This window comes from Hymenobacter sp. AT01-02 (genome assembly GCF_000961955.2).
Classification (GTDB): domain Bacteria; phylum Bacteroidota; class Bacteroidia; order Cytophagales; family Hymenobacteraceae; genus Hymenobacter; species Hymenobacter mucosus.
In genome coordinates this window covers 122,757-146,663 of sequence record NZ_JZIR02000002.1, presented here as the reverse complement: position 1 = coordinate 146,663, position 23,907 = coordinate 122,757, and the positions used below count along the sequence as shown (strand labels likewise).

At 56.6% G+C, this 23,907-nt stretch carries 17 protein-coding genes and 1 pseudogene; 16 read left to right on the top strand and 2 right to left on the bottom strand.

What is annotated here, in order from left to right; all coding sequences use genetic code 11:
• The first annotated feature begins 65 nt into the window (after positions 1 to 65).
• The 3 genes and pseudogenes from VI25_RS00960 (at position 66) to VI25_RS00950 (ending at position 4,988) form a co-directional block, all read left to right on the top strand.
• Positions 66 to 1,562: a sensor histidine kinase gene (locus VI25_RS00960; protein ID WP_055562172.1), complete on the top strand. Its 1,497-nt coding sequence runs from the start codon at positions 66 to 68 to the stop codon at positions 1,560 to 1,562.
• A gap of 411 nt (positions 1,563 to 1,973) precedes the next feature.
• Positions 1,974 to 2,455, top strand: a pseudogene (locus VI25_RS00955) (fasciclin domain-containing protein).
• Between the two features lie 208 nt (positions 2,456 to 2,663).
• Positions 2,664 to 4,988, top strand: a complete 2,325-nt coding sequence (locus VI25_RS00950; RefSeq protein ID WP_045687757.1) for an endonuclease — start codon at positions 2,664 to 2,666, stop codon at positions 4,986 to 4,988.
• Positions 4,989 to 5,093: 105 nt separating this feature from the next.
• Here VI25_RS00950 and VI25_RS24975 read toward each other — a convergent pair whose 3' ends face one another.
• On the bottom strand, positions 5,094 to 5,381 hold the full coding sequence (locus VI25_RS24975; RefSeq protein WP_045687758.1) for a GNAT family N-acetyltransferase: 288 nt from the start codon (positions 5,379 to 5,381) through the stop codon (positions 5,094 to 5,096).
• A 158-nt stretch (positions 5,382 to 5,539) separates the two neighbouring features.
• On the opposite strand from VI25_RS24975, the gene VI25_RS24535 reads away from it, so the two are divergent.
• From VI25_RS24535 to VI25_RS00930, 3 genes are all read left to right on the top strand, one after another.
• Positions 5,540 to 6,136, top strand: coding sequence for a hypothetical protein (locus tag VI25_RS24535; RefSeq protein ID WP_045687759.1), 597 nt, complete (start codon positions 5,540 to 5,542; stop codon positions 6,134 to 6,136).
• Positions 6,076 to 6,345: a hypothetical protein gene (locus VI25_RS00935; protein ID WP_045687760.1), complete on the top strand. Its 270-nt coding sequence runs from the start codon at positions 6,076 to 6,078 to the stop codon at positions 6,343 to 6,345. The genes VI25_RS24535 and VI25_RS00935 overlap by 61 nt, the downstream gene beginning before the upstream one ends.
• Positions 6,346 to 6,610: 265 nt before the next feature.
• Positions 6,611 to 7,429 carry a universal stress protein gene (locus tag VI25_RS00930; protein ID WP_045687761.1) on the top strand — a complete coding sequence of 273 codons (819 nt, stop codon included), beginning with the start codon at positions 6,611 to 6,613 and terminating at the stop codon, positions 7,427 to 7,429.
• Positions 7,430 to 7,495: 66 nt separating this feature from the next.
• On the opposite strand, the gene VI25_RS00925 is transcribed toward VI25_RS00930, so the two are convergent.
• On the bottom strand, positions 7,496 to 9,595 hold the full coding sequence (locus VI25_RS00925) for a TonB-dependent receptor family protein (RefSeq protein WP_052695063.1): 2,100 nt from the start codon (positions 9,593 to 9,595) through the stop codon (positions 7,496 to 7,498).
• Positions 9,596 to 10,189: 594 nt separating this feature from the next.
• Between VI25_RS00925 and VI25_RS00920 the strand changes: the two genes are divergently transcribed.
• The 10 genes from VI25_RS00920 (at position 10,190) to VI25_RS00870 (ending at position 23,883) form a co-directional block, all read left to right on the top strand.
• Positions 10,190 to 12,256: a GAF domain-containing hybrid sensor histidine kinase/response regulator gene (locus VI25_RS00920; protein ID WP_045687762.1), complete on the top strand. Its 2,067-nt coding sequence runs from the start codon at positions 10,190 to 10,192 to the stop codon at positions 12,254 to 12,256.
• A gap of 869 nt (positions 12,257 to 13,125) precedes the next feature.
• The gene (locus VI25_RS00915) at positions 13,126 to 14,016 is read left to right on the top strand and encodes a sugar transferase (protein WP_052695064.1); all 891 of its coding nucleotides are present in this window, start codon (positions 13,126 to 13,128) and stop codon (positions 14,014 to 14,016) included.
• Positions 14,017 to 14,296: 280 nt separating this feature from the next.
• Positions 14,297 to 15,487: a PQQ-dependent sugar dehydrogenase gene (locus VI25_RS00910; RefSeq protein ID WP_045687788.1), complete on the top strand. Its 1,191-nt coding sequence runs from the start codon at positions 14,297 to 14,299 to the stop codon at positions 15,485 to 15,487.
• Between the two features lie 161 nt (positions 15,488 to 15,648).
• Positions 15,649 to 16,197: a hypothetical protein gene (locus tag VI25_RS00905; RefSeq protein ID WP_045687763.1), complete on the top strand. Its 549-nt coding sequence runs from the start codon at positions 15,649 to 15,651 to the stop codon at positions 16,195 to 16,197.
• A 183-nt stretch (positions 16,198 to 16,380) separates the two neighbouring features.
• Positions 16,381 to 16,695 (top strand): hypothetical protein, encoded by a 315-nt coding sequence (locus VI25_RS00900; RefSeq protein WP_045687764.1) that lies wholly within the window; start codon positions 16,381 to 16,383, stop codon positions 16,693 to 16,695.
• Between the two features lie 247 nt (positions 16,696 to 16,942).
• The gene (locus VI25_RS00895; RefSeq protein ID WP_045687765.1) at positions 16,943 to 17,878 is read left to right on the top strand and encodes an alpha/beta fold hydrolase; all 936 of its coding nucleotides are present in this window, start codon (positions 16,943 to 16,945) and stop codon (positions 17,876 to 17,878) included.
• A gap of 111 nt (positions 17,879 to 17,989) precedes the next feature.
• A complete protein-coding gene (locus VI25_RS00890) occupies positions 17,990 to 18,565 on the top strand; it encodes a DUF7010 family protein (RefSeq protein WP_045687789.1) in 576 nt (191 codons plus the stop codon).
• A 35-nt stretch (positions 18,566 to 18,600) separates the two neighbouring features.
• Positions 18,601 to 19,716: a sensor histidine kinase gene (locus tag VI25_RS00885; RefSeq protein WP_052695066.1), complete on the top strand. Its 1,116-nt coding sequence runs from the start codon at positions 18,601 to 18,603 to the stop codon at positions 19,714 to 19,716.
• 14 nt (positions 19,717 to 19,730) lie between these two features.
• Positions 19,731 to 20,480 carry a LytR/AlgR family response regulator transcription factor gene (locus tag VI25_RS00880; RefSeq protein ID WP_045687766.1) on the top strand — a complete coding sequence of 250 codons (750 nt, stop codon included), beginning with the start codon at positions 19,731 to 19,733 and terminating at the stop codon, positions 20,478 to 20,480.
• Between the two features lie 625 nt (positions 20,481 to 21,105).
• Positions 21,106 to 23,883: a S8 family peptidase gene (locus VI25_RS00870; protein ID WP_052695067.1), complete on the top strand. Its 2,778-nt coding sequence runs from the start codon at positions 21,106 to 21,108 to the stop codon at positions 23,881 to 23,883.
• Positions 23,884 to 23,907: the final 24 nt, after the last annotated feature.

Sequence of the window (23,907 nt, the reverse complement as noted above, 5' to 3'; positions counted from 1 at the left end):
CCCCATACCTCCAGCCATGGTTTGGGGATGCTCCCTGCGTCGGTACTCACCGCCGGATAAGGCGTGTGGGTACTACGTATATCTGCCCTGCTTATGCCCCGCCTGACTCCGCTCCACCCATCGCGCCTTGGCCTCTGCTGGCCCGGCTGCGCCGTGGAGCCGCCACCTGGTGGTGGTGGGCTATTAACCTGGGGGCGCAACCGGGGCTTACCGTGTGGCAGCTTAAGCGCATTCACCTGCTGAATGGCATCTGCTGGATTACGCTTGGCATTTACGGCGGCTACGTGCTAGTGTACATACAATCACCCGACTGGCTTACATTTCGCATTTGCCTGGCGGGGTTTGTGCTGCACCTGCCGCCCTTGCTGCTGGCCTACTACCACCGCTACGATGCGGCCGCCTACTACAACGTCTTGAGCGTAACGGTAATTTGCGCGCTAACGGCGGTGGTTAGGCGCTACAACGGTGTAGAGTACTTCCTGATTACCAACAGCATTGTGGGCATGCTGTTCTTCCGTACGTTCTGGAAGCTGGCCTTTCTGTTTTTGGTGAACGTAGCCGCCTACTTTGCCGTGCGCTATGCCATGACGGTGGTGACGTTTTCGCTCTACGCGCCGGGTAGCATCTACTTCTACAACATCAACGTGGCGCTGTGCTTCCTGACGCTGTTTCTGGTGGTCTACTATTTCCGCAGCGAAAACTTGCAGCAGGAAACCTTGCTCACGCGTCAAAACGACTCTCTGGCTCAATCCCTGCACCACTTGCGCACTACCCAGGCCCAGCTGGTACAACAAGAGAAAATGGCGAGCCTGGGGGCGCTTACCGCCGGCATTGCCCATGAAATTCAGAACCCGCTCAATTTCGTGGCCAACTTTTCGGAAGTAGGTCAGGAGATGGTGCAGGAGCTACGCGAGGCTCTGACCACGGAAACCCTCTCTCCTGGCGGGCAGGTAGTAGTACAACAGCTTCTCGACGACCTTGCCCAGAGCCAGGCCAAAGTACGCCAGCACGCCGACCGCGCCGGGGGCATTGTGCGGTCCATGCTGCACCACTCCCGCACCAGCACTGGTGGCCGCCAGCCCACTGACCTCAATGCCCTGGCCGACGAATACCTGCGCCTGGCTTACCACGGGCTGCGCGCTACGCACAAAAACTTCAACGCCATCTTGGCTACCGACTTCGACCCGAATGTGAGCTTGGTGGAGGTAGTACCCGAGGATATGGGCCGGGTGCTGCTCAACCTGTTCACCAACTCCCTCTACGCGGTGCGGCAGAAGGCTGAACTGGCACCGGCGGGCACCTACCACCCGGCCATTGCCGTGAGCACGCGCCGCACCGACGGGGAAGTGCAGCTCCGCGTGCACGACAACGGCACGGGCATTCCGGCTGCCATGCGGGAGCGAATCTTCCACCCATTCTTCACAACCAAACCACCGGGTGAGGGTACGGGCCTGGGCCTTTCCCTAAGCTACGATATTGTAACCAAGGGCCACGGAGGCACCCTCACCGTGGAAAGTACTGAGGGCGAATACAGTGAGTTTGTGGTGCGGCTACCGGGGTAGCGTGTAGCCGCTTGGCAGAGTGCGTCAGCGCCCATCGGGGGTAAGAAACCGCGCAGGATGTGCTGCCGTACTTTTGCTGTCTTGGGGTTGGTAAATCCTAATGACGAGCTTGTGCGTACATAGCTCGCCGACCCACAAACGGGTTGGCTCCACCCCATCTCTCTCCACATCATGAAAAAGTACTTGCTCTCCACTCTTGCCCTCTCGTTCTTATTATCGGCCGGCTCTGCTTCCTCTGCTCTGGCGCAGGGCACAATGAAGTCGAAATCAGACGACGAAAAAACCAAAACCACCGAAAACGGCGTGACCACCAAAACCAAGGTGGCCAAAGACGGCAAGGTGAAAGTGAAAGGCGAATCAAAGGATGGCGCCAAGCTGAAAGCTACCACCAAGCCCCGCAAAGGTTCCGACATGAAAGACATGTCGATGTCGGGCGTGATGGTAGGTGGCGCAATGATGACGCCCGATAAAGATATCGTCGACAACGCCGTAAACTCTTCGGACCACACCACGCTGGTAGCCGCTGTGAAAGCCGCTGGCCTGGTAGAAACCATGAAAAGTGCGGGTCCCTTCACGGTATTTGCGCCTACCAACGCGGCCTTCAACAAGCTGCCCGCCGGCACTGTAGACATGCTGGTAATGCCCGAGAACAAGCAGAAGCTGACCACCGTGCTTACCTACACGTAGTACCCGGCCGCCTCATGGCTGCTGACCTCAAAGACGGCCAGACCCTGACCACCGTGGAAGGCGAAACCCTGATGGTACACCGCAAGGGCAACTCAGTGATGCTACACGACGCGAAAGGCGGCATGGCAAACGTATCCATTGTCGACGTAGTATCAAGCAACGGCGTAACCCACGTTATCGACACGGTGCTGATGCCAGCCAAATAAGCTTCCTGCTGCCACGCGGCAGCTTTTGTTAAGACTTGATTATCAAAAAGGTCAGTTCCTGCGGGGGCTGACCTTTTTGGTGTTTGGTGCCGTAAGCATAGGCTGGAGTGCAGCTCAGGGCTGGTACGGCGGAATGTGCGTTGCCTAGTAAGCCCGAAACATTTCCCAACTTTACATTTCAACTTTTTCTGCCTTCCAACCTATTTGCATGAAAAACTTCTTCTCTTGGATGTTAGCTGCGGCGCTGGGGCTACATAACGTAGCTACTACCGCACAAACAATGCCCGCTGCCCCACCAACTAGCTTGCAGGGCCAGCAGCTGAAAGATTGGCTGCGCGAGAACTGGTATGATAACAAGCGCATGGAACTGAGCTATAGCGAGGCCCGCGGCCGGATGTACAACTTTGTTGACAACCAGAACGGCCGCGTGGTGTGCGTATATTCTGGCTACACCGAGAATACACCCCTGGACTCCACCAACACTAGCCCCAGCGTGGTGAACGACATCAACTGTGAGCATACCATTCCCCAGTCGTGGTTTAATGAGGTAGTGCGCATGCGTTCCGACATTCACCACCTGTTTCCGACCTACGAAACGTGGAACTCAAACCGGGGCTCCGACCCCTTCGCCGATATTCCAGATGCCCAAACGCAGCTCTGGATGCGCAATACCCAGAGCCAAACCACCATTCCTACCGCCAACATCAACGAATACAGCGAGGACACCAACACCCAGTTTGAGCCCCGCGAAGACCACAAGGGCAACCTGGCCCGGGCGGCGTTTTACTTTTACACCATGCACCAGAATCAGACGTTTGATCCTGGGAAGGGCTCCATCACGGCGCTGGCTGATTTGAACACGCTGTACCAGTGGCACCTGGCCGACCCGGTGGATGCGCGGGAACGGGAACGAAACCGCCGCGCTGCCAAAAGCCAGGGCAACTTCAACCCCTACATTGCCTACCCCGAACTTGTAGGCCGTGCCTGGGGCTTTCAAACGCTACCCGCCTTCTCCTTTGCAACCGCTACGGCTAGTGTAGCGGAAGGAAATACAGGCACCACAACGTACATGGCCACTATCTCACTGTCGGAAGCTGCTACCGCGCCCCTGACTGTAGAAGTAGCTTTAGATGCCGCTAGCTCTACGGCTACCGCCGCTACGGACTTCACCTTCACTTCACCCCAAACGCTCACGTTTGCGGCGGGCCAAACCTCCCAGACCATCACGCTAACCGTAACGGTCGACGCTACCCCGGAGGCCGACGAAACGGTGGTTTTGCGCCTGCAGAACGTAAGCGCGGGCGGGGCCCTTGGCGCCACACCCGCGCACACGCTGACTATTACCAACGATGATGGCCCAGCTCCTACCATTCAGTTTGCGGCCGCTACGGGCACTATTGCCGAGGGAAACACGGGCACCAGCACCTATACTGTCAACGTAACGCTTAGCGGCCTAGCCCCTAGCACGGCGGTTACCATTCCAGTAACGGTAAGCACGACGGGCGCCACCGCTACTACTGCTACCGATTACACCCTTACGACTACCTCGCTCACGTTTGCAGCGGGCCAAGCCTCCCAGACCTTCCCTGTGACCCTAACGGTAGTAGGCGACACGCAGATTGAACCCAACGAAACCGTGCGCCTAGTGCTGGGCACTCCCACTACTGGTGGCGCGGTGCTAGGTACGCTGGCCTCCCACGTGCTAACAATTACCAACGACGACCTGGCACCCGCCGGCCCGCCCTGCACTACGGTATTCTTCTCGGAGTACATCGAAGGCTCCACGGGCAACACCAAGGTGCTGGAACTGTACAACCCGTCGCCGGCGCCCATCAGCCTCGATGGATTGGAAATTCGCCTCTACCCCAACGGCGCAACTACGCCTACTTCCACCCAAGCCCTCACCGGCACCATTGCCCCCGGCGACGTGTACGTGGTAGCCAACACGGGCGTGACCTCTACGGTCGTTCAGGCTCAAACCGACCTGCAATCGTCGGTGAATTTCTTTAACGGCGACGACGCCATTATCCTGTTTGACGGTACCGACACGCTGGATGTGATTGGCGTGGTAGGGCAGCAGCCCAACAGCGGCTGGACCGTAACGGGAGGTACCACCGTCAACAACACACTGGTGCGCAAAGCTACCGTAAGCGGCGGCCAGAAGCGCTGGAGCCTAGCTGCCGCCGATTGGCAAGCCCTGGGCGCCGATGTGTACACCAATGTGGGCCGGCACTCAAGTGGCTGCGTAGCTACTAGCACTACCCAGACGGCACCCCTGAACATGGGTATCGAAGTGTACCCTAACCCAGCCAGCGGCAACGTGCAAATACGACTGCCCGAACTGCGCGGCCGCCACACCGCCATCATCAGCCTCTACAATGCGCTCGGCCAAGAAGTCTTTACCACTACCCGCACGCTGGGCGCCAACGACCCGGCGACGGTAGCCGTGCAGAACGTAGCCACTGGGCTGTACTCGGTGCGCGTAACCGTAGATGGTACTCGCTACACTAGCCGGGTAGCAGTGCAGCACTAAGCACTTGCAATTTCTTGCTAGTACACACAAAGCGCCCCGGTTCTGTGCAGAGCCGGGGCGCTTTGTGCGCGGGGAGGTGGTACCCCGCGAGGCAGCTTGTTGGGCTTAGGCGCCGGGAGCGAGGAGGTCTTGATACTCGGGGTGCCGCTGCACATAGCCCTCCATAAACTCGCAGCTGGTGCGCACCTGCAAGCCTTTTTCGCGGGCATACGTCAGGCCTGCTTCGGCTAGCTTCTCGGCTATACCTTGCCCACGCAGCTCTTCATCCACAAAAGTGTGGGTAAAATCAATAAGCTCATCGGTAGGTTGGCTATAAGCCAACTCGCCACCAAAGCCTTTTTCCTGAATGGTAAATTCCTGATCCTGGGGGTGATGTTGAACGGTAGCCGCCATAGCGCAAAATGGTTTGAAGGAGAAATAAGCCGTATCACGACCGTAGTTTAGAAAGCTGGGGTAGCTTTTTCGAGGGCGTTTACGTATGAAAGCGGGAGGCCGGCCAGAAGCTGGCTTTTTTCTCCCTATCCCACCATCCACCTTCATCTTTCCTAGCCATGACTGAACATAATCCTGCTTCGGACCCCCGCAATACATCTGACGACCAAAACGCGCCCAACACGCAAAACCGTGATGCGTACGCCCCGCAGGCTAACCCCGGCACTGGCACGCCTCGGTACGGCGACTTCGGCCACGCGGCCGGTACGCAGCAAGTAACTAACCAAACCGGCTCCACCGACCAGTCAGGCGCTAGCGTAACCAACGGCGGCAGCGTTGCTCCCTCTGTGAGCTTCCCTGAGCAGCGCGGTAGCATGCCCCAAAACCTGGACCCTGCTGCTGTGCGCGAAGCATCCAGCGCCGAATACGATGACCAGCGCGAAGGCTGGGCCAAAGACGACCCCCGCTACGGCAGCGGCCACCGCGACCCCAACCCCGGCGACACGGAGAAAGCCAGGAAGACGAGCGCAACTCGAACGTGGGCAACAACGACAACCCCGATGAGTTCAGCGCCCTACGCCCCGATGATGGCCGTGGCATTCCCGGCTCGGGCAAATAATTTTCGCCCCACACCTCCCCCTGACGACCACTACTTATGGCTAACGAACAGCAAGATCCCGCCGCTGCCCTCGACCCCAAATCGGGTGCTAACTTAACTGAGGAGCAACGCAAGCACCGCGAGGAGCTCTATGGCTACCAGCGCGACGAAGAAGGTACCCTAGATACTTCTGCCCGCTTGGAAGACGAAACCGTAGGCATTCCTACCGACAGCTCTACCACGGGCCCGGACCCAGACTCTAGCAGCCAAACGGACGAGCTTCTGAGCCCTGGCTTCAACAACCCCATTGATGACAATAACCGCTAAGCGGTTTTAGCTCTGCAAAAAGGCGCCCTGCAAACCAGGGCGCCTTTTTTATGCGCTAGCTCTCCGCTAGGCGAAAGTGTGCATGTGCTGAAGGCTACGAATGCTAGTGTACTCACACCTGCTATGAGCTTGCGTACCCGATTGCTACCACTGAGCAAGGGCTGTGTGTTGCTTGAGAATGCAGCTTTTGGACGCAGATGCGTAGCGCAACGCGGAAATTCGCGTATACTGGCAGCAGACTTCGCTTACACCACCCCTTGTGCTTATGTCTACTTCCTTACTTGTCCTGACTGACTTCACCCCCGCAGCTGATCAGGCCCTCCACTACGCAGCCGCCTTGGCAGCCCCCTTAGGTGCATCTTTAATTCTGCTGCACATCCGCCGGGAGTCACTCCTAGACCGCGACGCTTTCACTGGTCATATCCAACACCTGAGTGAAGGAGAGGTAGCCGCCGCGCTGGAAGAGCGCACCCGCGGCCTAGCCGTACCCGTGCAGGTAGAATCGACGGTAGATGGCGTATCAGCGGCTGTGGCCGATGCGGCCCAGCGCCACCAGCCGGCCTTGCTTGTGCTGGGCAAGCCCGACACCGAAACAACCCCCGATGAGTTGGTTAGCAGCACGTCGCTTACCATTCTGCGGGCTACCCGAACGCCCCTACTTATCATTCCCATCAACTCTACGGCGACGGTGCCGCCCCGCCGCATCACCATTGCGGCCGACAACAATGGCTTTTCGCTGAAGCCGCAAACAGAACCCATCCGCGACTTGCTTCACACTCTGAAGCCCACCGTGACGCTTGTGCACGTGGTAGAGCCCGAGGAAAACGATGAATGCCCCCAGGCCCACCAAGCCGTGCTGGATAGCGGCCTGCTTGGGGAATTACCTTCAGTGCATACTCACGGCGTCCGGTGCCGCCAAATTCCTCAGGGTATTCTCCAGGGCGTCAGCGAAACCCAGGCCGATATGCTTCTGCTAATTGCGCGCCGACGCAGCTTTCTGGGGCAGCTATTCAACCGTAGCGTGACGTCGCAGGTAGTATTGCACGGGCATGTTCCCGTAGTACTGCTCCCAGCATTGGATTAGTCTTCTGACGTAGCACAACTAGGCGTGAGGGTAGCAGGGCATCCTACTACCCTTACGCCTAGTTTTCTACCAGGCCCAGCGTACTTGGGCTCCGCTATACCAGTTGCGCCCAGGTGCCGGCTGAAAATACCGCCCACCAAAGGCGTTTAAGTCGTTGCCGAGGCTGTATTGCCTGTCAAGAACATTTTCTACCCCACTGAAAAGATCAACCACCAGGCCACTACCGAACGTGCGGCGCCAGCCCGCCCGGCTCCCAAAGGTCCAGTAGCCGGCGGCGTATTCGGTATTGGCATCGTTGAGTGGTAGGCGTGCCTGATGGTTCACCGTGGGATTTAAGTAGAAGCCAAGGTGCTCACTAAAATCCAGTCCCGCTGTGAGAGTATGCGGAGCCGTACCCGTCAGCCGGTTGCCGCTGTAGTCCTGGCCCCCACTCTGGTAGTCAGCAAACCGATAATGATTGTAGCTGTAGCTAGCCCACGCCCGCAGGCCAGCGCCCACTACTGGGATGTTGGTAGTGCTTACCGGGGTTACTGCCTCGGGACGCCAGAGCCACCCGCTCAGGGCTGCCTCTAAGCCGCGCTGCCGCGTGCCGCCAGCATTACGGAATAGGCTAGTTCCTTGGTCGGTAGTATAGGTAGTAATGGTTTGCCGAAGACGGAAGTTATACGCGGCAATATCAAAGCGAAGACGCTCTTGCCACAAGGTTCCGCGTGCGCCCACCTCGTAGTTAGTGCCCCGCTCAGCTTGCAGGTCGCGGTTTAGGCTTCCATCCGAAGGCCGAATTTCTTCGGTAGTGGGCGGCGAGAAGCCTGTACTTACGCTTCCGTACACCGACACCTGCGGCGTCAGTTCTTTCAGCAGCGCTACCCGTGGCGACACTTCTGGCCGAAAATCACGCGCCAGTTCGTAGTCCTGAGGGCGCCTGTTGGCGTCGGAGAGGCGAGCAATGCGGTAGCGTAGCCGGTTGTAGCTAGCTCCCGCTGTCAGCAGAAAGCCAGCTGGCAACTCATAATCAGCTTGCGCAAACAGAAAGCCCGTGGTAGCACGAATTTCGTCGTCGTAGCGCAATGCTCCCGGGTTGCCGCCTACATTCTGATAGCTGCGGCCACTGGTAAATCCCGTTTGAGCCTCGGCCCCTGCCTGCAAGCGCAAGGTGCGACTGGCCAAGCTGGTGCGGTAGCGCAGAGCGGTACGTCCGCCGCCTTCCAAACGGGTGTTACGCTCGAAGTCCACCAAATACGGAGTCCGAATCACGCTACCCGTACCATATAAGGTAGTGTGCGTGCTTAGGCGAGGGGTAAAGCGCACCTCGTGCGTACCGCCCAACAGCAGGGTGCGAGAGGCGTAGTACGCCCGCTGTGCTACAGTACCGGGGCTGGTGGCCGTACCTGGGCGCGCCTGCCGCGGGTTGGCTTCGTACTGGGATCGTGTGAGGCCCCCAGGCAGTTGGTAATTTATATCGGAGTACAAGCCGTGCAACGCCAGCGTTTGGTTAGCGGTAGGCTGAAACTCTCCGTCCAGGGCCAGCACGTCCCGGCGCAGGGCACTCTGCTGACGGTAGCCGTCGAGCGTTTGACGGGCGTACTGAGCCCGGAGGTAGCCGGTGGCCGTTGCCACGTCGGCTACTACTGAGGTGCGGCGCAATCCGTAGCTTCCCGCAGTGAAGGCCATGCTGGCACTGGCCTGCCCCGGAACAGGACGGTAGTTCTGTAACAGCACTGCCCCACCAGTACCGGCCCCGTATACACTGGCCGCTGGTCCCTTCAGCACTTCTAGCCGACCTAGCTGCGCAGGATCAAGCAAGTTGAGGGCCGTGCTACCGCTTGCATCCGTGAAAGGAATGCCTTGGTAGTACACTTTTACGTTGCGCACACCAAAAGGCGAGCGTAGCGTGCTACCGCGCACACTAAGGCGGTAGCTAGCCGTGGCGCGCTCCTCTAGCCGCACCCCAGGCAGTGTGTTGACTGCTTGCGTAAGAGCATTCTGTGGAAACCGCGCAAAGATACTCGCGTCGATAACGCCCACGGCCGCCGCCGTCCGACGTAGCGGCAGTTGCTGGCCGTAGCCCGTTACGGTGGCCTCGGGTAGAGCCACGGCGCGGGTGGTATCGGGGCTGGGGTTGGTGAGGTTTTGGCCCAGAGCGGACCAAGGGAACAGCCCTAACAAGGGCAGTAGGTTGGGTACTTGTATGACATCAGAAGTAACGTTGCCCCGGTAGAGACGTGGCTTTGGCCTTTGTCGTTGCCGGCGGCGCATTTTTACTCAAGATTCCTTTTCTCAGCAACTGTAGTGTCCGCGCTGTACTTCAGCTTCAAGGCCCCAGTTTGTAGTCAACTACCAAGTAGGTTACTAAAAAATATATTATTCTTTATACTCCTAATGCTGAACACATTAGCTATTGCACGCATCCTATACACCATAATTATATAAAGTAACCAATATTAATTAAAACATTATAGTTGCTATCTTATACCCGTTATTACTTTAAGAATAGTTTTAGCCAAGCGTACCACAAATAGAATTTGCGCACGGTTGTTGAGGCCGCGGGCATCCGTACTACGCTGTACCTCCTAAACTCAACAGGACAGAACAACCAAGTACCTCATTAACTATTAGTTATATATATAACAATACTTGACTATTAAAAGATTATAGCGTAGTATTCCTGTTCCGCACCTTCCGCAGTCCCACCCGCAGACACTATTAGGCGCCCAGGTACATACTGTGCACTTACGCGACCACCGAATAACTGCGTCTTCCATGGAAACCAGCACCCTCACCCGCACTCCGGCCACGTTTTCATCCTTCCGGTTGCCCTCGTACAAGTCCCACGAACGGGAGCAGGAACGCTTAGCCGAACTCCTGGCGTACGGCATTCTGGACTCCGATACCGAGCCAGCCTTTGATGATATAGTACGCCAAGCAGCCGAGCTGTGCGGGGTTCCATCAGCCTGCCTTAGCTTCATCGACGAAAACCGGCAGTGGGTCAAAGCTAAAACGGGCGTGCTCCTACCGGAGCTGCACCGGGCGGCTTCCTTCTGTGGGCAAACTATTCAGATGGATGGCCTTTTCATGGTGGAAGATGCCACGGTTCACCCTCTGTTTCGGCACAACCCGCTGGTAGAGCAGCGGCCCAAAGTGCGCTTCTACGCGGGCTACCCTATCGTGACGCCCAATGGGCATGCCATTGGCGCCCTGTGCGTATTTGATAGCAGGCCACGCCACCTAACGGGGCCTCAGCAGATCTTCCTGCAGCTTCTGGCCCAGCAGGCCATGCAAGCCCTTGAGGTCCGGCGGGCGCAGCAAGCCTGCACCGCAGCGGAAGAAGCAGCTAAAAACCAGCAGGCCTTCCTTGCCAACATGAGCCATGAGATTCGGACGCCTATGAATGGGATTCTGGGCTTGTCGCGCCTTATGCGTAAGGGCTATTTACCTGACCCTCAGCAAGAGCAGCTGGATATTATTATCTCCACGGCCGAAAATTTGCTGTCAGTCATCAACGACATCCTCGACTTTACGAAGATTGAGTTGGGGAAAATCGACTTTGAAGTATTACCCTTCGACGTGACTACTACCGTACGGGACACGGCTCGGTCGCTGGAAGTACTGGCGCGGGAAAAAGGCCTCTCCCTGCGTACTCGTTTTCCCGATTCGGCTATTCCGCCCGTGCTCGGCGACCCTTTCCGGCTGCGGCAAGTACTTCTGAACCTGGTGACTAATGCTATTAAATTTACCAATACGGGGCAGGTAGAAGTTGCCGTGGAGGCGTACCAAGAGCCAGATGAGCCCCTGGTACAGCTTACCTTCAGCGTGACGGACACGGGCATTGGCATTAGCTTCGAGCAGTCGGAGAAGATTTTCCGGGCCTTCCGCCAGGCTACCAGCAGTACCTCCCGGGTTTATGGAGGTACGGGGCTGGGTTTGTCTATCTGCAAAAGCCTGCTTGAGTTACAGGGCGGCCGCATTTGGTTGGAAAGCCGGCCCGGCGAAGGGAGCTGCTTTCACTTCACGCTGACCTACCCCGTTACTGATGAGGCCTCCTTGCTATCGGCTGTGCCAATGCTGGAGCCAGGCTTGCTGCCGGGCCTGCACGTGCTGCTAGCTGAAGACAACTCCGTAAACAAGCTGCTGGCAACCTCTATGCTTCACTCCTGGGATGTAGTGGTGGACGTAGCCCACGACGGCGAGGAAGCCCTGGAGTTAGCCAGCACCAAGCCCTACGACCTGATTTTGATGGACATCCAGATGCCGCGCCTCACGGGCATTGAGGCGGTGGCCTACCTACGTAATACGCCCAACCCCAACCGCCACGCGCCCATCATAGCCCTCACAGCCAACGCAATGCGGGAAGAAGTGGAGAGCTACCCCCAGCAGGGCTTCACTGCCTATCTTACCAAGCCCTACCACGAGGCCGATTTGTATCGGCTGGTGGCTACGCATTCTGGCCGTACGGCGCCTTCCGCTACTCCCGCTCCTACCCCAACCACGGCCCCGGCTTACAACTTTTCACAGCTCGGTCGCTTAGCGCACGACGCAGAGTTTATTCGGAAGATGCAGCAGTTGTTTGTGGATACTGTACCGGCCCAGTTGCAGCAGCTTCGGGAAGCACTAAGCCAAGCCAATTCCAAGGCGGCGGCCCTGCTGACGCACAGTCTGAAATCAACGTATGGTAGCTTACAGATGGAGGAAGCAACTCAGTGCCTTAAGCAGCTAGAAAAGAGCTTACGCTCACCCACTGATGCTAACCTGCACAGCTCTTTGTTGAATATGTTGAGCGCCATCACCGAGCGTACGGCAGGAGCTTTCACCCGCCAGCTCCAAGGCTAGGTTCATGCCCTCACTAGAGCGTTTTGGCCTCAAATTCATCTATTCCCGAAATAGGAAGAAAATAATTTTATATGGTAATACAGCGCATTTATCTACTGAACCTGCTCTCATAGCGTTCAGACAAGTTATTGCATATCACTATATTACTGGCATTTGATTATTTTGTTAACTAAAGTATATATATAGTTTATAATATTATCTTTCGTCTACCGTGGCTTTCAAAACACTGAATTAAAGGATATTTTTACACCGAATTGTAACATCAGTTCCACACAGTCGTATTACCCGCTGACAACAGAGACAAGCGCCATGGTATCGTAACTCCCGTAACATGAGTTGCCGCACGTTAAACCCAGAAGCCGACCTAGTTCTCGCTCCGCTTACCTATCCCGCAGGCATCCTCCCATCTAACTGCCTGATTACGTAAATTTTACTTGCTACTCATCTATCCCACTAGTATGTAGTAGCACGCCACTTTGGGTCCGCTAGTTGATGCTACGCGGTCCAATTCGTATGGTGGCGGCCGTCCTACCTCTCCCATATCCCACCGCTCTCGGATAGCTGTACTAGCTGTCTGAGGTCTTTGTGTGTGTTTGCGCGGAAAAAAGACTTTTTTCTGAACAAAATAACACAAATAAATATTTGATAACACCTATTTCACCCTAACTGCGTATGTCGGCACTGCTTTTGTTGCCAACTCCCCACCACGTAGCCTAAGCTACTCTGCTGACTCTTACTGAGCCTATGCTCTTGCCGTTGCAACCTGTTCTGTTTTCTCGCTCTGCTTTCAATACCCCACCATTCCTGACCTCCTTCTTTCCAAAATTCCCGGTTTCCGATGGTCAACACCTACTAACATCCGCCTTGTCATGAATGCTTCAGCCCCTACTATTTACACTCCCGGGAACACCCCTCAGCCTTTGCTGCCCAACTGGCGGCCACTGATGCGCCGTCGGGCCAAAAAAGTGAAGCGGACCACTAAACCGAGCATTCAGCGGTTTAAGATGCCCGTAAGCAAGCGCATTTTTGATATCGTGGTTTCTGGCCTCATCTTGCTAGCCTTGCTGCCTTTGTTTTTGGTAGTGGCCTTACTTATTAAGCTAGAGTCCAAGGGCCCCGTGTTGTACTACTCCTACCGCATAGGTACCGGCTACCGTAAGTTCCGATTCTGGAAGTTTCGCTCCATGCGTCAGGATGCCGACCAGATGCTGTCTTCTATCAAAGACCTTAACCAATACCAGGCGGCAGCTACTTCCTCGGAGGCCCTACACGCTGCCGATGTATGCCCTTGCTGCGGGGCCGCTGCCGGCACCTGCCCCGACCGTTTGATTGACAAGAGCGGCAACCTGATTTGCGAAAAGCAATATCAGCTCAGCAAAAAGGCTCAGGAAGGCGCTACATTCATCAAAATTGCCAACGACCCCCGCATTACGCGCATTGGCATGTTTATCCGCAACACCAGTATCGACGAGCTACCCCAGCTTTTCAATGTGCTGATGGGAGATATGTCGCTTGTGGGCAACCGCCCGCTGCCCGTATACGAGGCTGAAAAACTAACGACCGACGAGTTTGTGACGCGTTTCTTGGCACCGGCCGGCATTACGGGTTTGTGGCAGGTAAGCAAGCGCGGCAAAGGCGATATGTCGGCCGAAGAGCGCAAAGCACTGGACGTGGAATATGCTACTAACTACTCCTTTAAGAAGGACATCAACATTTTGCTGAGAACCTTCCCTGCATTGCTGCAAACGGAGAACGTGTAACGTATTTCCTACCCTAGTAGCAAAAACCTCTGTTGCCGGTTGTGGATGGCTACCCGTTAGGGAGCCGCCGCAACCGGCAACAGAGGTTTTATACCCGTAGCTCGACCACGCCTAGCAGCTACAGGTACCAGAATAATTTGCCTCGACCTTATAGGGCACAAGCAGGCGGGACGAAGCGGATAGTAACGCAACCTCAATGAATGGATTAGAGTTGAACCAAGCACAACTAGTCACCTGTGCAATGTTTCCCAAACTACTTCTACCCTTTGCTGCTGCTTTAGTGGCTGGGCTCACTGCCACGGCCCAAAACGTGCCACCTGCGGCTACCCCTTTCCACATGACGGGCAACATCTACCTGCCCAACAAACTGCCCGCTACGCCCGAGCGAATAGCTAGCCTTAAAGCACCAGTTGGCTTCACCATCAGCAAATACGCTGAGGGGCTCGACATGCCCCGCATGCTGGCAGTGTCCAGCAATGGGGACGTATATGTCTCTAACCGGGTGAAGGGTACTGTGACCTTGGTGCGCGATGCCAATAAGGACGGCAAGGCTGAAGTAATGCAGCAAGTAGCTCAGAAGCCCCACCTGCATGGCCTAGCCCTAAAGGATGGCAAGCTTTACATGGCGGCTATCCGGGAGCTATACGTAGCCGACGTGCGGCCCGACGGCACCCTGGGCGAGCTGAAGATGCTGTACAACGACCTTCCCGACGCTGGCCAGCATGCTAACCGCACCCTGGGTTTCGGGCCCGACGGCAAGCTTTATCTATCAGTCGGTAGCACGTGCAACGCCTGCGATGAAGACAACCCCGAGAATGCAACCCTTTTGCAAGTGAATACCGATGGCTCGGGCCGCCGCGTGTATGCCCAGGGCTTGCGCAACACCATTGGGTTCGACTGGCACCCTACCACGAAGCAGCTCTACGGCCTCGACCACGGTATTGATTGGCTGGGGGACGAAGATCAGCAGGAAGAATTCAACCAGATTAAAGAAGGAGGGCACTACGGCTGGCCTTCCATCATTGCCGATGGCAAGCCTTACCCCGCTAACAAGCCCAAGTCGGGCGACTCTTATGAGCAGTTTGACGCCAAAGCGGTGCGGCCCCTACTCCTATATAAAGCCCACTCTGCGCCTCTGGGCATGGTTTTCAACCGGGGCCAACAGTTTCCGCAGCAGTACCGCAACGACGCCTTCGTAACCATGCACGGCTCCTGGAACCGGGCTCAGCCCTCGGGCTATAAGATTGTACGTGTACACTTCGACGAGCAAGGCAAGGCTCAGCAGTTTGAGGACTTTGTGACCGGCTGGCTGGTAGAAAACGACAAATCGGAATTTGGGCGGCCTTGCAGTATTGTGCAAGCCTCCGACGGCTCGTTGCTGGTATCTGACGACGACAACGGTGTTATCTACCGCGTGGCCTACGCCGCCAAGGCAAGTGAGGCTACCAAGAAAAACAAGAAGCGCAGCTAGCTAGCCCTCAGTAGCTGTCTTATAAGCGTCAGGCGCTGGTAGAGTATCGTGACAGAAGCTGTAGCACGATACCCTACCAGCGCTTGGAGTTTGAGGTAGCTGCCCTACGGCGGAACTGGGTGTAGGCTTCTTATTGTAGCTTACAGCACAACTTCTGCCCCATGCCTACCCTTACCCCCGACCTTCGCAAAGCCCTTCTTGCCCTCCCCCAGAAAGAAAAAGATCAGCTTCTTAGCCGTTTAGTAGCCCAAGACACGGTGTTGATGGAGCAACTTAGCTTCCGCCTTTTGGAAGGCGAAGATGCATTAGAAGACCGGCGCTTACGCTTACGTACCCAGGTAGATGACCCGGTGCGCGGCTACCACCAAACCCCCAACGACCTGCTGGTGGTAGTACGCCAGTTGCAGGCCCGCTTGGCCTACCATACCCGCATCACGGGCGACGCCTTTGGTGAAGTAGAGCTAACGCTACGGCTGCTGCTTAACGTACTGCGCCACCAGCCCGAGGCGGTAAGCCGCTTGCACGGCCCCACCCAGCCCCTGTTGCAGCACTTGGCCCGCCGCACCCACGACGCTCTTAAGCAAGCCGCCAAGCTCCATGAAGACTACGCTGTGGAACTGGCCCCCGCGGCCAATGAGCTACTACAACTGCTGTATGCCTCAGCCGCCGCGCCGCTAGCGCGGGAACTGGGGGTGCCGCTGCAGTGGTGAGGCAGGCTTAGGTAAAGGGGCATATTTAGCAATGCAGTATAGCGCTTGGCGCACGCAAACCAACGCAGGCACGGAGAGTAGATGGGCTGGCATGCATCCTTTCCCGCCCGAAAGCAGTATTCTACCAGAGCAGCAGCGCATGCTTCGCAGCTGCCCTCCTCCACCATCTTTCCGCTGCCCGCTATGTCTACTACGCCTTCCCCCGAGCACGTTCGCGTGCCAGAACACTTATCTGCCGACTCCTTGCGCCAAGCACTGGAGGAACTGGACGCAAAGATTCAGACCTTACATAACCGCGCCAACGCTACCACTGCGGCTTCTCATAACACCTACCTTCAGCACGCGGCCGCCTTGGAAGTGAAGCGGTCCAAGCTGGCCGCCCGCCTCAGCGAATCGAGCGATTCTAAAACCGACTCCTCCGATTCGGACCGCAGCACCTGGGGCGAGATTTGGCACGGCATTGAGAACCTGCGCAACGATTTACGCAACATCATCTAGCTCCTTCGCACATACTCAGTAGTACTTGCCCGTGCACCGGGTTGCCATTGAGTTGTTGTTCCTGATTGCATGAGCCCGGCCACTGGCCGGGCTTTTTCGTTGCCGGCCGCCACGGTGGGGCTACCAGTCGGGAGGAGGTTACGACAGTTCGGCCGGCGAATTTACCGTTCCCTGAAAAGTGGTTTTGCTTAGGGTAGTGGGATGCTAGGTTTGATTCATCATTCACCCCAACCTCTACCCTACTCCGATGAACGTAACCTCCACTCTCCGCGCATTCTGTACTGCTCTGCTGCTCACCGGCGCTACCGTTTCTGCTTCCGCCGCAGTGGCTACTCAGCCAGCAGTTGCCGCCAGCACCCCCACTGCCCACCCACTCTTCACGGTGCAGGTAGTAGGCAAAGGCCATCCCATGCTGCTGATTCCCGGCCTGACCTGTCCTGGTGCCGTGTGGGACGAAACGGTAGCCCGGTACCAAAAGCAGTACCAATGCCACGTAGTGTCGCTGGCGGGGTTTGGTGGATCGGCTGCACCGGCCACTACCCAGCAGTTTTTGCAGCAAGTGCGCGACCAACTGCTTAGCTACATCAAAACGCAGCAGCTCACGAAGCCCGTAGTAGTAGGCCACAGCCTGGGCGGCTTCTTGGGCTTATGGATGAGCACTACCCAACCCGGGGCGGTTGGCCCCCTGGTAATCGTGGACTCGTTGCCTTTCCTGGCGGCCGTGCAAAACCCTACTTTAACCGCCGAGCAGGCAAAACCCATGGCGGAGGGCATGCGCCAGCAAGTAGGCCACGGAAAGATGCCCGTTGCGGTTGCCCGCCAAATGTCGGCTTCTCTGATGACGGATACCGCTCGCATCAGCCAAGCTACCCGCTGGTCGCAGGCATCAGACCCGGCTACCGTTGGGCAGGCCATGTACGACCTCTACACCACCGATCTGCGCCAAGACATCAGCCGTATTCAGCAGCCGGTGCTGGTGCTAGGGGCTTGGGCATCTTACAAAGCGTACGGCTCGACTAAGGAAAGCACCAAGGCCATTTTTGCGCAGCAGTACGCCAAACTACCCCAGCACCGCATCGAAATGTCGGAGGCTGGTCGCCACTTCCTGATGTGGGATGACACGCAGTGGTTTTTTGCTAACACGGATGCTTTTCTGCAGCAATACACCGTGGCGAAGAAATAAGACATGTAGTTCTTCCGGGCCATCTTCCCCCGGAGGAACTACCGCTTACCGCACTGCGCCCCATCGTATCATTCCTTTCCCTTGCCAGAAGAAAGCCAGCTACCGCTAGTCATGCCTCTACCCCAGGACTTCGCCACCCTCCGCCTCGAACTATCCGTGAAGGCCAAAAACGGACTTGATTTTATTGTATCCGCCAGCTTGGTTTGGACCGCCATTGCGCTGGTTTGGACGCTTCCGAACTCACCGGCCCGCAACGGGTTCATCACGTTCTTCGTGGGCGCCGCAACGCTGCCCCTGGCTTGGGTGCTGTCCAAAGTTTTTCGCACTACCTGGGTGCTTCCCCACAACCCGCTGCAGCCCCTGGGCCTGTGGCTGAACTTTGCCCAGCTCTTCTATTTCCCCTTTTTGATCTTTATCTATAGCAAGCACCCACAGTACTTTATCATGACCTACGGCATTATCACCGGGGCCCACTTTTTCCCGTATGCGTGGTTCTACAATGCACCTCCCTTTGCCATTATGGCGGGCGTTATCTCGGTTGGCTGCTTAGTGCTGGGCCTGCGCACCACAGGATCTACCCTGTATCTGATTCCGGTATTTATAGTTTGTGCACTACTAGTGCTGGGCGCGTTGCTCCTTTTATATTACCACCGCCAAAAGAAGGCCTATTCGGCTGCCGTGGACTAGTATTGCCTCCGCTTATTTCCTTAGTCTGCTCTCGTATGGCTCTTTACGCCTCCGTGCCCGCCCCAAGCCGCCTGTACTGGCGGGTGCAACTAGTAGGCTGGCTACTGTATGCCGGCTTTATGCTGGCTGTCACGTCCGGGTCGGGCCGGCCTCCTGCTGAACACTTGCTGCTTGTTGCTACCGTTGTGGTGCCCATGATGGGCATGAGCCACTGGCTGCGCTACCTCATTCGGGCCAATGAGTGGGAGCAGCTACCTCCACTGCCCTTACTGGGCCGGTTGTTGATTACCAACCTGATATTGTCGGTGGGCAGCCAAGTTATTATCTGGGCCCTGCTGGTTTGGGTAATAAAACCCTCCGGCGACGGCAAGCCCCACGGCTGGGCCGAGTTTATTGGTTACACCCTGAACGTAAATTTTGTACTGTGGCTGTGGGAGGGCTTCTACTTCGGCTGGCACTACCTGCGCAGCTACAAGCAGGCCGAAGTAGACAAGTGGAAGCTGGCCGCGGCGGTGCAGGAAGCGGAGATGCGTACCCTTAAGGCCCAAATCAATCCGCACTTTATGTTCAATGGGCTCAACAACATCAGGGCGCTGGTGATGGAAGACCCAAGCCGCGCCCGCGACATGATAACTCACCTCTCCGACTTGCTTCGCTACTCCATTCAGCTAAACAGCGCTGAGCGGGTTCCCCTGAGTCGGGAGTTAGAAATTGTGGAGCACTACCTCCAGCTAGAAGCACTTCAACTGGAAGAACGCCTTTCTTATTCGCTCGATGTAGACCCAGCGGCCCTGCCAGTACTTATTCCGCCCATGACCCTGCAACTGCTAGTGGAAAATGCCATTAAGCACGGCATTGCACCGCGCCCAGCCGGTGGTTACATTCAGCTCACGGCCCAGCCGAACGCGGCCGGCGAACAGCTGCACATTGTGGTGCGCAACACCGGCCACTACCAGCCTAAGCTTGGCCACGAAGGGGTAGGCCTGCGCAATGCCCGCGAGCGGCTGGCGCTTCTGCACGGCGCTGCCGCTACGCTGCACATCGACAATGATCCGCAGGACCCTGACACTGTGCAAGCCACTTTGCATCTGCCCGTAGCCGCCCATATTCCCGCCCCTGCCCTACCCGCTGCTCTTTCCGCTTACCGTTAGTTATTATTAGGTTGATGAACGTCTTACTCGTTGACGACTCGCGCTTAGCCCGCACCGAACTGCGCCACCTGCTCCAGGCACACCCAGACGTACATATTGCAGGCGAAGCGCGCCACGCCGAAGAAGCCCGCAGCCGCATACCGGAGCTACGCCCCGATCTGCTGTTTCTAGATATTCACATGCCGGGGCAGAGTGGGTTCGAGCTGCTGGCCTCCTTGGAAGTAGCGCCGCACGTCATTTTTACTACGGCCTACGATGAATATGCCCTGCGTGCTTTCGAAGTAAACGCTCTTGACTACTTGCTCAAACCAGTGCAGGAAAATCGCCTGGCCGCAGCTCTGGAAAAAGCCCGCGCTCAGTTGGCTCCTTCTCTACTACCCGAGCCAGCAACCGTTACGCCCGTAGCGGATGAGGCCCCTCCCACGTTACTATCCGAGCAGGATCAGGTGTTTGTGAAGGAAGGCGAAAAGTGCTGGTTTGTGCGCCTAGCCGACATTAAGCTATTCGAAATAAACGGCAGCTACACTCAGGTGTACTTCAACCAATACCGGCCGTTGGTTCCGCGCACGTTGCAGCACTTGGAGCAGCGCCTCGACCCGCGCGTATTCTTCCGAGCCAACCGCCAACAGATTATCAACCTGAAATGGATTGCCGGTATTGAACCCTGGTTTAGCAATACGCTCAAGATTCAGCTGCGCGATGGGCCTGAGGTGGAAGTCTCGCGCCAGCAGTCAGTCCGATTCCGGGAGTTGATGAGTTTGTAGAATAAGAAGTTTATAGCAGTTTCTGAATCCTTTTCGGGTTCACCTTAGTACACAGGCAAGTAGCTCCGCTTTAGAAGCTCAGCGCAGTTCTACCCACCTTTTGCAGTACTACTATGAAACTCTTGCTACCATTTTCAGCTTTCGCGCTTCTGCTGGCAGGCGCCTCCTGCTCCGGCGAAGATCAACTTATGGAGCGCCCCCGCCGCTACTCAACCGGTGCCACGGAATCTACCAAGCGACACAACGATAAATCCAGTTTTAAGAAAAATCGTAGCCCCATTGGTTTGGGCCTAGACATGAATGCCAGGGACCCCCATAAGTTCCGCATGGTAAATGCCCCTAAAAGATATAAGTACAGCAAGCCAAAATAGGCTTATTTCTTTAGTTAGCCATATAACAAGGGCTCCATGCTGTGCATGGAGCCCTTGTTATTTTTTACTCCAGGCTCCTTAGCCTTGTTCACGAATAATCGGCTACTGACCCAGACATACTACCCTTTTGCCGAAATTTTAGCTTTTACCAAACTCAGAATAGTTAAATTTACGTAGCTGGATATCTTCCGTGATATTTTCCTTTTATGATGCTACCGCTACCCCGCTTTTTACTCTTGTGCTTACTGGCAGTCATGCTGCACACTACTTCTACCAAAGCTCAGCTTGCGCCTTCGGCTACTCTGGGCACTACGGTAGAACCTGGGCGGCTAATTTTTCGGCTGAAGCGGGGGTATGCATCCGTTGCGAGTGCCAATGACGTAGCAGTGCCAACATTGCAGGCTGCCCTGCACCGCATAGGTGCCACGGCGGTAGTGCAAAAGTTCCCGCGGGCCTCAGCGCCTAATCCCAAGCGTACCGATATGGTGGATTTGCGCCTGCTCTACCAAGTAGAGTATGACAAAGCCCTTACACCCGCCAAAGCCTGCCACCTACTGCTGCAGACCGGCGTGGTGGAGTATGCTGAACCCCGCTATGCTCGGCAACCCCTCCACCAGCCCAACGACCCCCTGGCCGATTCTACCGCGGCGTATCGTCAGTACCATCTGAAGAACATCCGGGCGTACCGAGCCTGGGATATTACGAAGGGCGATACGAGCATGGTAATTGGCATTGTGGACGGTGGTACGCGCCTCACGCACGAAGACCTTACCACTCAGATTCAGCGCAACCACCTCGACCCCATCGACGGTGTGGACAATGACAAAGACGGCTACGTAGACAACTACCACGGCTGGGACTTTGCCGATAATGATAACGACCCTACCCGGGAGGTTAATAGCGTGCACGGTATCTTGGTAGCGGGCTGTGCCGCTGGCGCCGCCGATAATGGTCGGGGTATTGCGGGGGTAGGGTTTAGCTGTCGGTTTCTACCTCTGAAAATTTATCCCAGTACACCTGCGGGCAGCTTTGGGGGCTACGAGGCCATTGTATACGCTGCCGACCACGGCTGCCAGGTTATCAATCTTTCGTGGGGGGGCGTAGGGGGCCGCTCCCGCTTCGAGCAGGAAGTAATCAACTACGCGGCCGTCAACCACGACGTGGTAGTTGTAGCCGCCGCCGGCAACACCAACGCCGAGCTAGACTTCTACCCAGCCAGCTACGACCACGTGCTCTCGGTAGCAGCCTTAGAGCCCAACGACCTGAAGGGTTCCAGCAACACTTATAGCCGACGCATCGACCTTTCAGCACCAGGCCAGCAGGTTCTAACTACCCTTGGTAACAATGACTCGGACTACTACCCGGTAGGAGGCTCCTCCTTTTCTTCTCCCTTGGTGGCCGGCGCAGCGGCCTTGGTACGGGTGCGCTTTCCTCAGTTTACAGCCGAGCAAGTAGCCGCTCAACTCCGCCAAACTACCGATAACATCTATCAGCTTGCTGGCAACGAGCCGTACGCGGGCAAACTCGGTTCGGGCCGCCTAAACGTGCACCGGGCAGTAGCTCTCACCGATCGGCACTCGGCTCGGGTAGTAAGCAGCGTGTTTCAGCCCGCACGCGCGGCCTGGCAGCCGCGCGATACTATACGCCTTGTGGCACACGTCAAGAACTTGTTGCAGCCAGTAGCTGGCCTCACCGTCACGCTTACGTCGTTGTTGTCCTACCTTACGGTGCAGCAAGGCAGCTTCGTGGCCGGGGCTCTTGCTACCCTGCAACGCACCAGCAACGTAGCCACACCCTTTCGGCTAACAGTGGCTAGCGGAACCCCTCTGAACACCCGCGCCGTAGTGCGTTACCATTTAGAGGATGCTGCTACGGGGTATCAGGAAGACCAATACGAAACCCTGTTGCTCAACCCAGGCTACGTAGTGCTAGATGCCAACGACTTGCACCTGACTCTTACTAGCCGCGGCAACATAGCTTATGATGGATTAGGCTCCGATATTGGGGAAGGAGTAAGCTATAAGGATAGTCCTTCTCTGCTTTTTGAAGGCGGCTTGCTTCTCGCTTCCACTGCTACTCGCGTTTCTGATAACGTCCGCAACACGCGCGGTGGGAACAACACCGACTTTCGTGCGCTGGTGCAGGCTAGTTTTCGGACGCAGCCCATGCGCGCGAGCCAGGAGGTGTATGGCACTATCCAAGATTCTCTGCCAACAGCAAGCAACGGACGCACCTTGGGAATGCGGGTGCGACAACAGGCTTACGCCTGGGCCGGTGCACCCCACCGCGACTACGTAATCCTGGAGTATCATCTCACGAACCTCAGCGCTGATACATTAAAGCCGGTGTATGCGGGCTTGTTTATGGACTGGGACCTGCCATCCAACGCGGGCCGGAATGCGGCTGCTTGGGACTCCGTTAATCGGGTAGGCTACGTGTACGACCCCGTTGAGCCGCTCTTGTACACTGGCGTTAAGCACCTAGTAGGAGGCCGAGCTAGCGTTTATTCCCTTAGCAACCACGCGCAACCAACTGCCCCCATTTATTTAGGCGACGGCTTCAGCCGCCGCGAGAAATTTCTTGCGCTAAGCAGTGGCACGCACAATAGCACAGCTGGTGGTGCTAGCGGCGCCGATGTGTCGCAGGTGGTGGGAGCAGCCTTGCCACGCTTGGCCCCCGGCGACTCAACCGTGGTAGCTTTTGCGGTGTTGGCTTCTGCTACACTACCGCAGTTGCAAGCGTCGGCACAGGCGGCCCAAAGTCAGTATCAGCGGGTATTGCCGGTGCGCCCGGCGGCCCTCCGCGCTATGGCACTTCCCTACCCCAACCCCACCACTGGTTCTGTGCGGTTAGCGCTGCCGGCGAAGGCTACTGTGCGCGTACTCTCCTCCGTAGGTCAAACCATTCTCACAAAGCACGTTACCAGTCCTACCCTTGACGTAGATTTGGGTGGGCGTGCACCGGGTCTATATTTGGTACAAGTACTTACGGAAGCAGGCAGCGTTACTCACCGAGTTGTTTTACAGCCGTAATCTTCCCAAGCGGAGGACCTGATC

Excerpts from the sequence above, each read along its gene's own strand:
- VI25_RS00950 (WP_045687757.1), top strand. The coding sequence starts at position 2,664 with ATGAAAAACTTCTTCTCTTGGATGTTAGCTGCGGCGCTGGGGCTACAT.
- VI25_RS24975 (WP_045687758.1), bottom strand. The coding sequence starts at position 5,381 with ATGGCGGCTACCGTTCAACATCACCCCCAGGATCAGGAATTTACCATT.
- VI25_RS24535 (WP_045687759.1), top strand. The coding sequence starts at position 5,540 with ATGACTGAACATAATCCTGCTTCGGACCCCCGCAATACATCTGACGAC.
- VI25_RS00935 (WP_045687760.1), top strand. The coding sequence starts at position 6,076 with ATGGCTAACGAACAGCAAGATCCCGCCGCTGCCCTCGACCCCAAATCG.
- VI25_RS00930 (WP_045687761.1), top strand. The coding sequence starts at position 6,611 with ATGTCTACTTCCTTACTTGTCCTGACTGACTTCACCCCCGCAGCTGAT.
- VI25_RS00920 (WP_045687762.1), top strand. The coding sequence starts at position 10,190 with ATGGAAACCAGCACCCTCACCCGCACTCCGGCCACGTTTTCATCCTTC.
- VI25_RS00915 (WP_052695064.1), top strand. The coding sequence starts at position 13,126 with ATGAATGCTTCAGCCCCTACTATTTACACTCCCGGGAACACCCCTCAG.
- VI25_RS00905 (WP_045687763.1), top strand. The coding sequence starts at position 15,649 with ATGCCTACCCTTACCCCCGACCTTCGCAAAGCCCTTCTTGCCCTCCCC.
- VI25_RS00900 (WP_045687764.1), top strand. The coding sequence starts at position 16,381 with ATGTCTACTACGCCTTCCCCCGAGCACGTTCGCGTGCCAGAACACTTA.
- VI25_RS00895 (WP_045687765.1), top strand. The coding sequence starts at position 16,943 with ATGAACGTAACCTCCACTCTCCGCGCATTCTGTACTGCTCTGCTGCTC.
- VI25_RS00890 (WP_045687789.1), top strand. The coding sequence starts at position 17,990 with ATGCCTCTACCCCAGGACTTCGCCACCCTCCGCCTCGAACTATCCGTG.
- VI25_RS00885 (WP_052695066.1), top strand. The coding sequence starts at position 18,601 with ATGGCTCTTTACGCCTCCGTGCCCGCCCCAAGCCGCCTGTACTGGCGG.
- VI25_RS00880 (WP_045687766.1), top strand. The coding sequence starts at position 19,731 with ATGAACGTCTTACTCGTTGACGACTCGCGCTTAGCCCGCACCGAACTG.
- VI25_RS00870 (WP_052695067.1), top strand. The coding sequence starts at position 21,106 with ATGCTGCACACTACTTCTACCAAAGCTCAGCTTGCGCCTTCGGCTACT.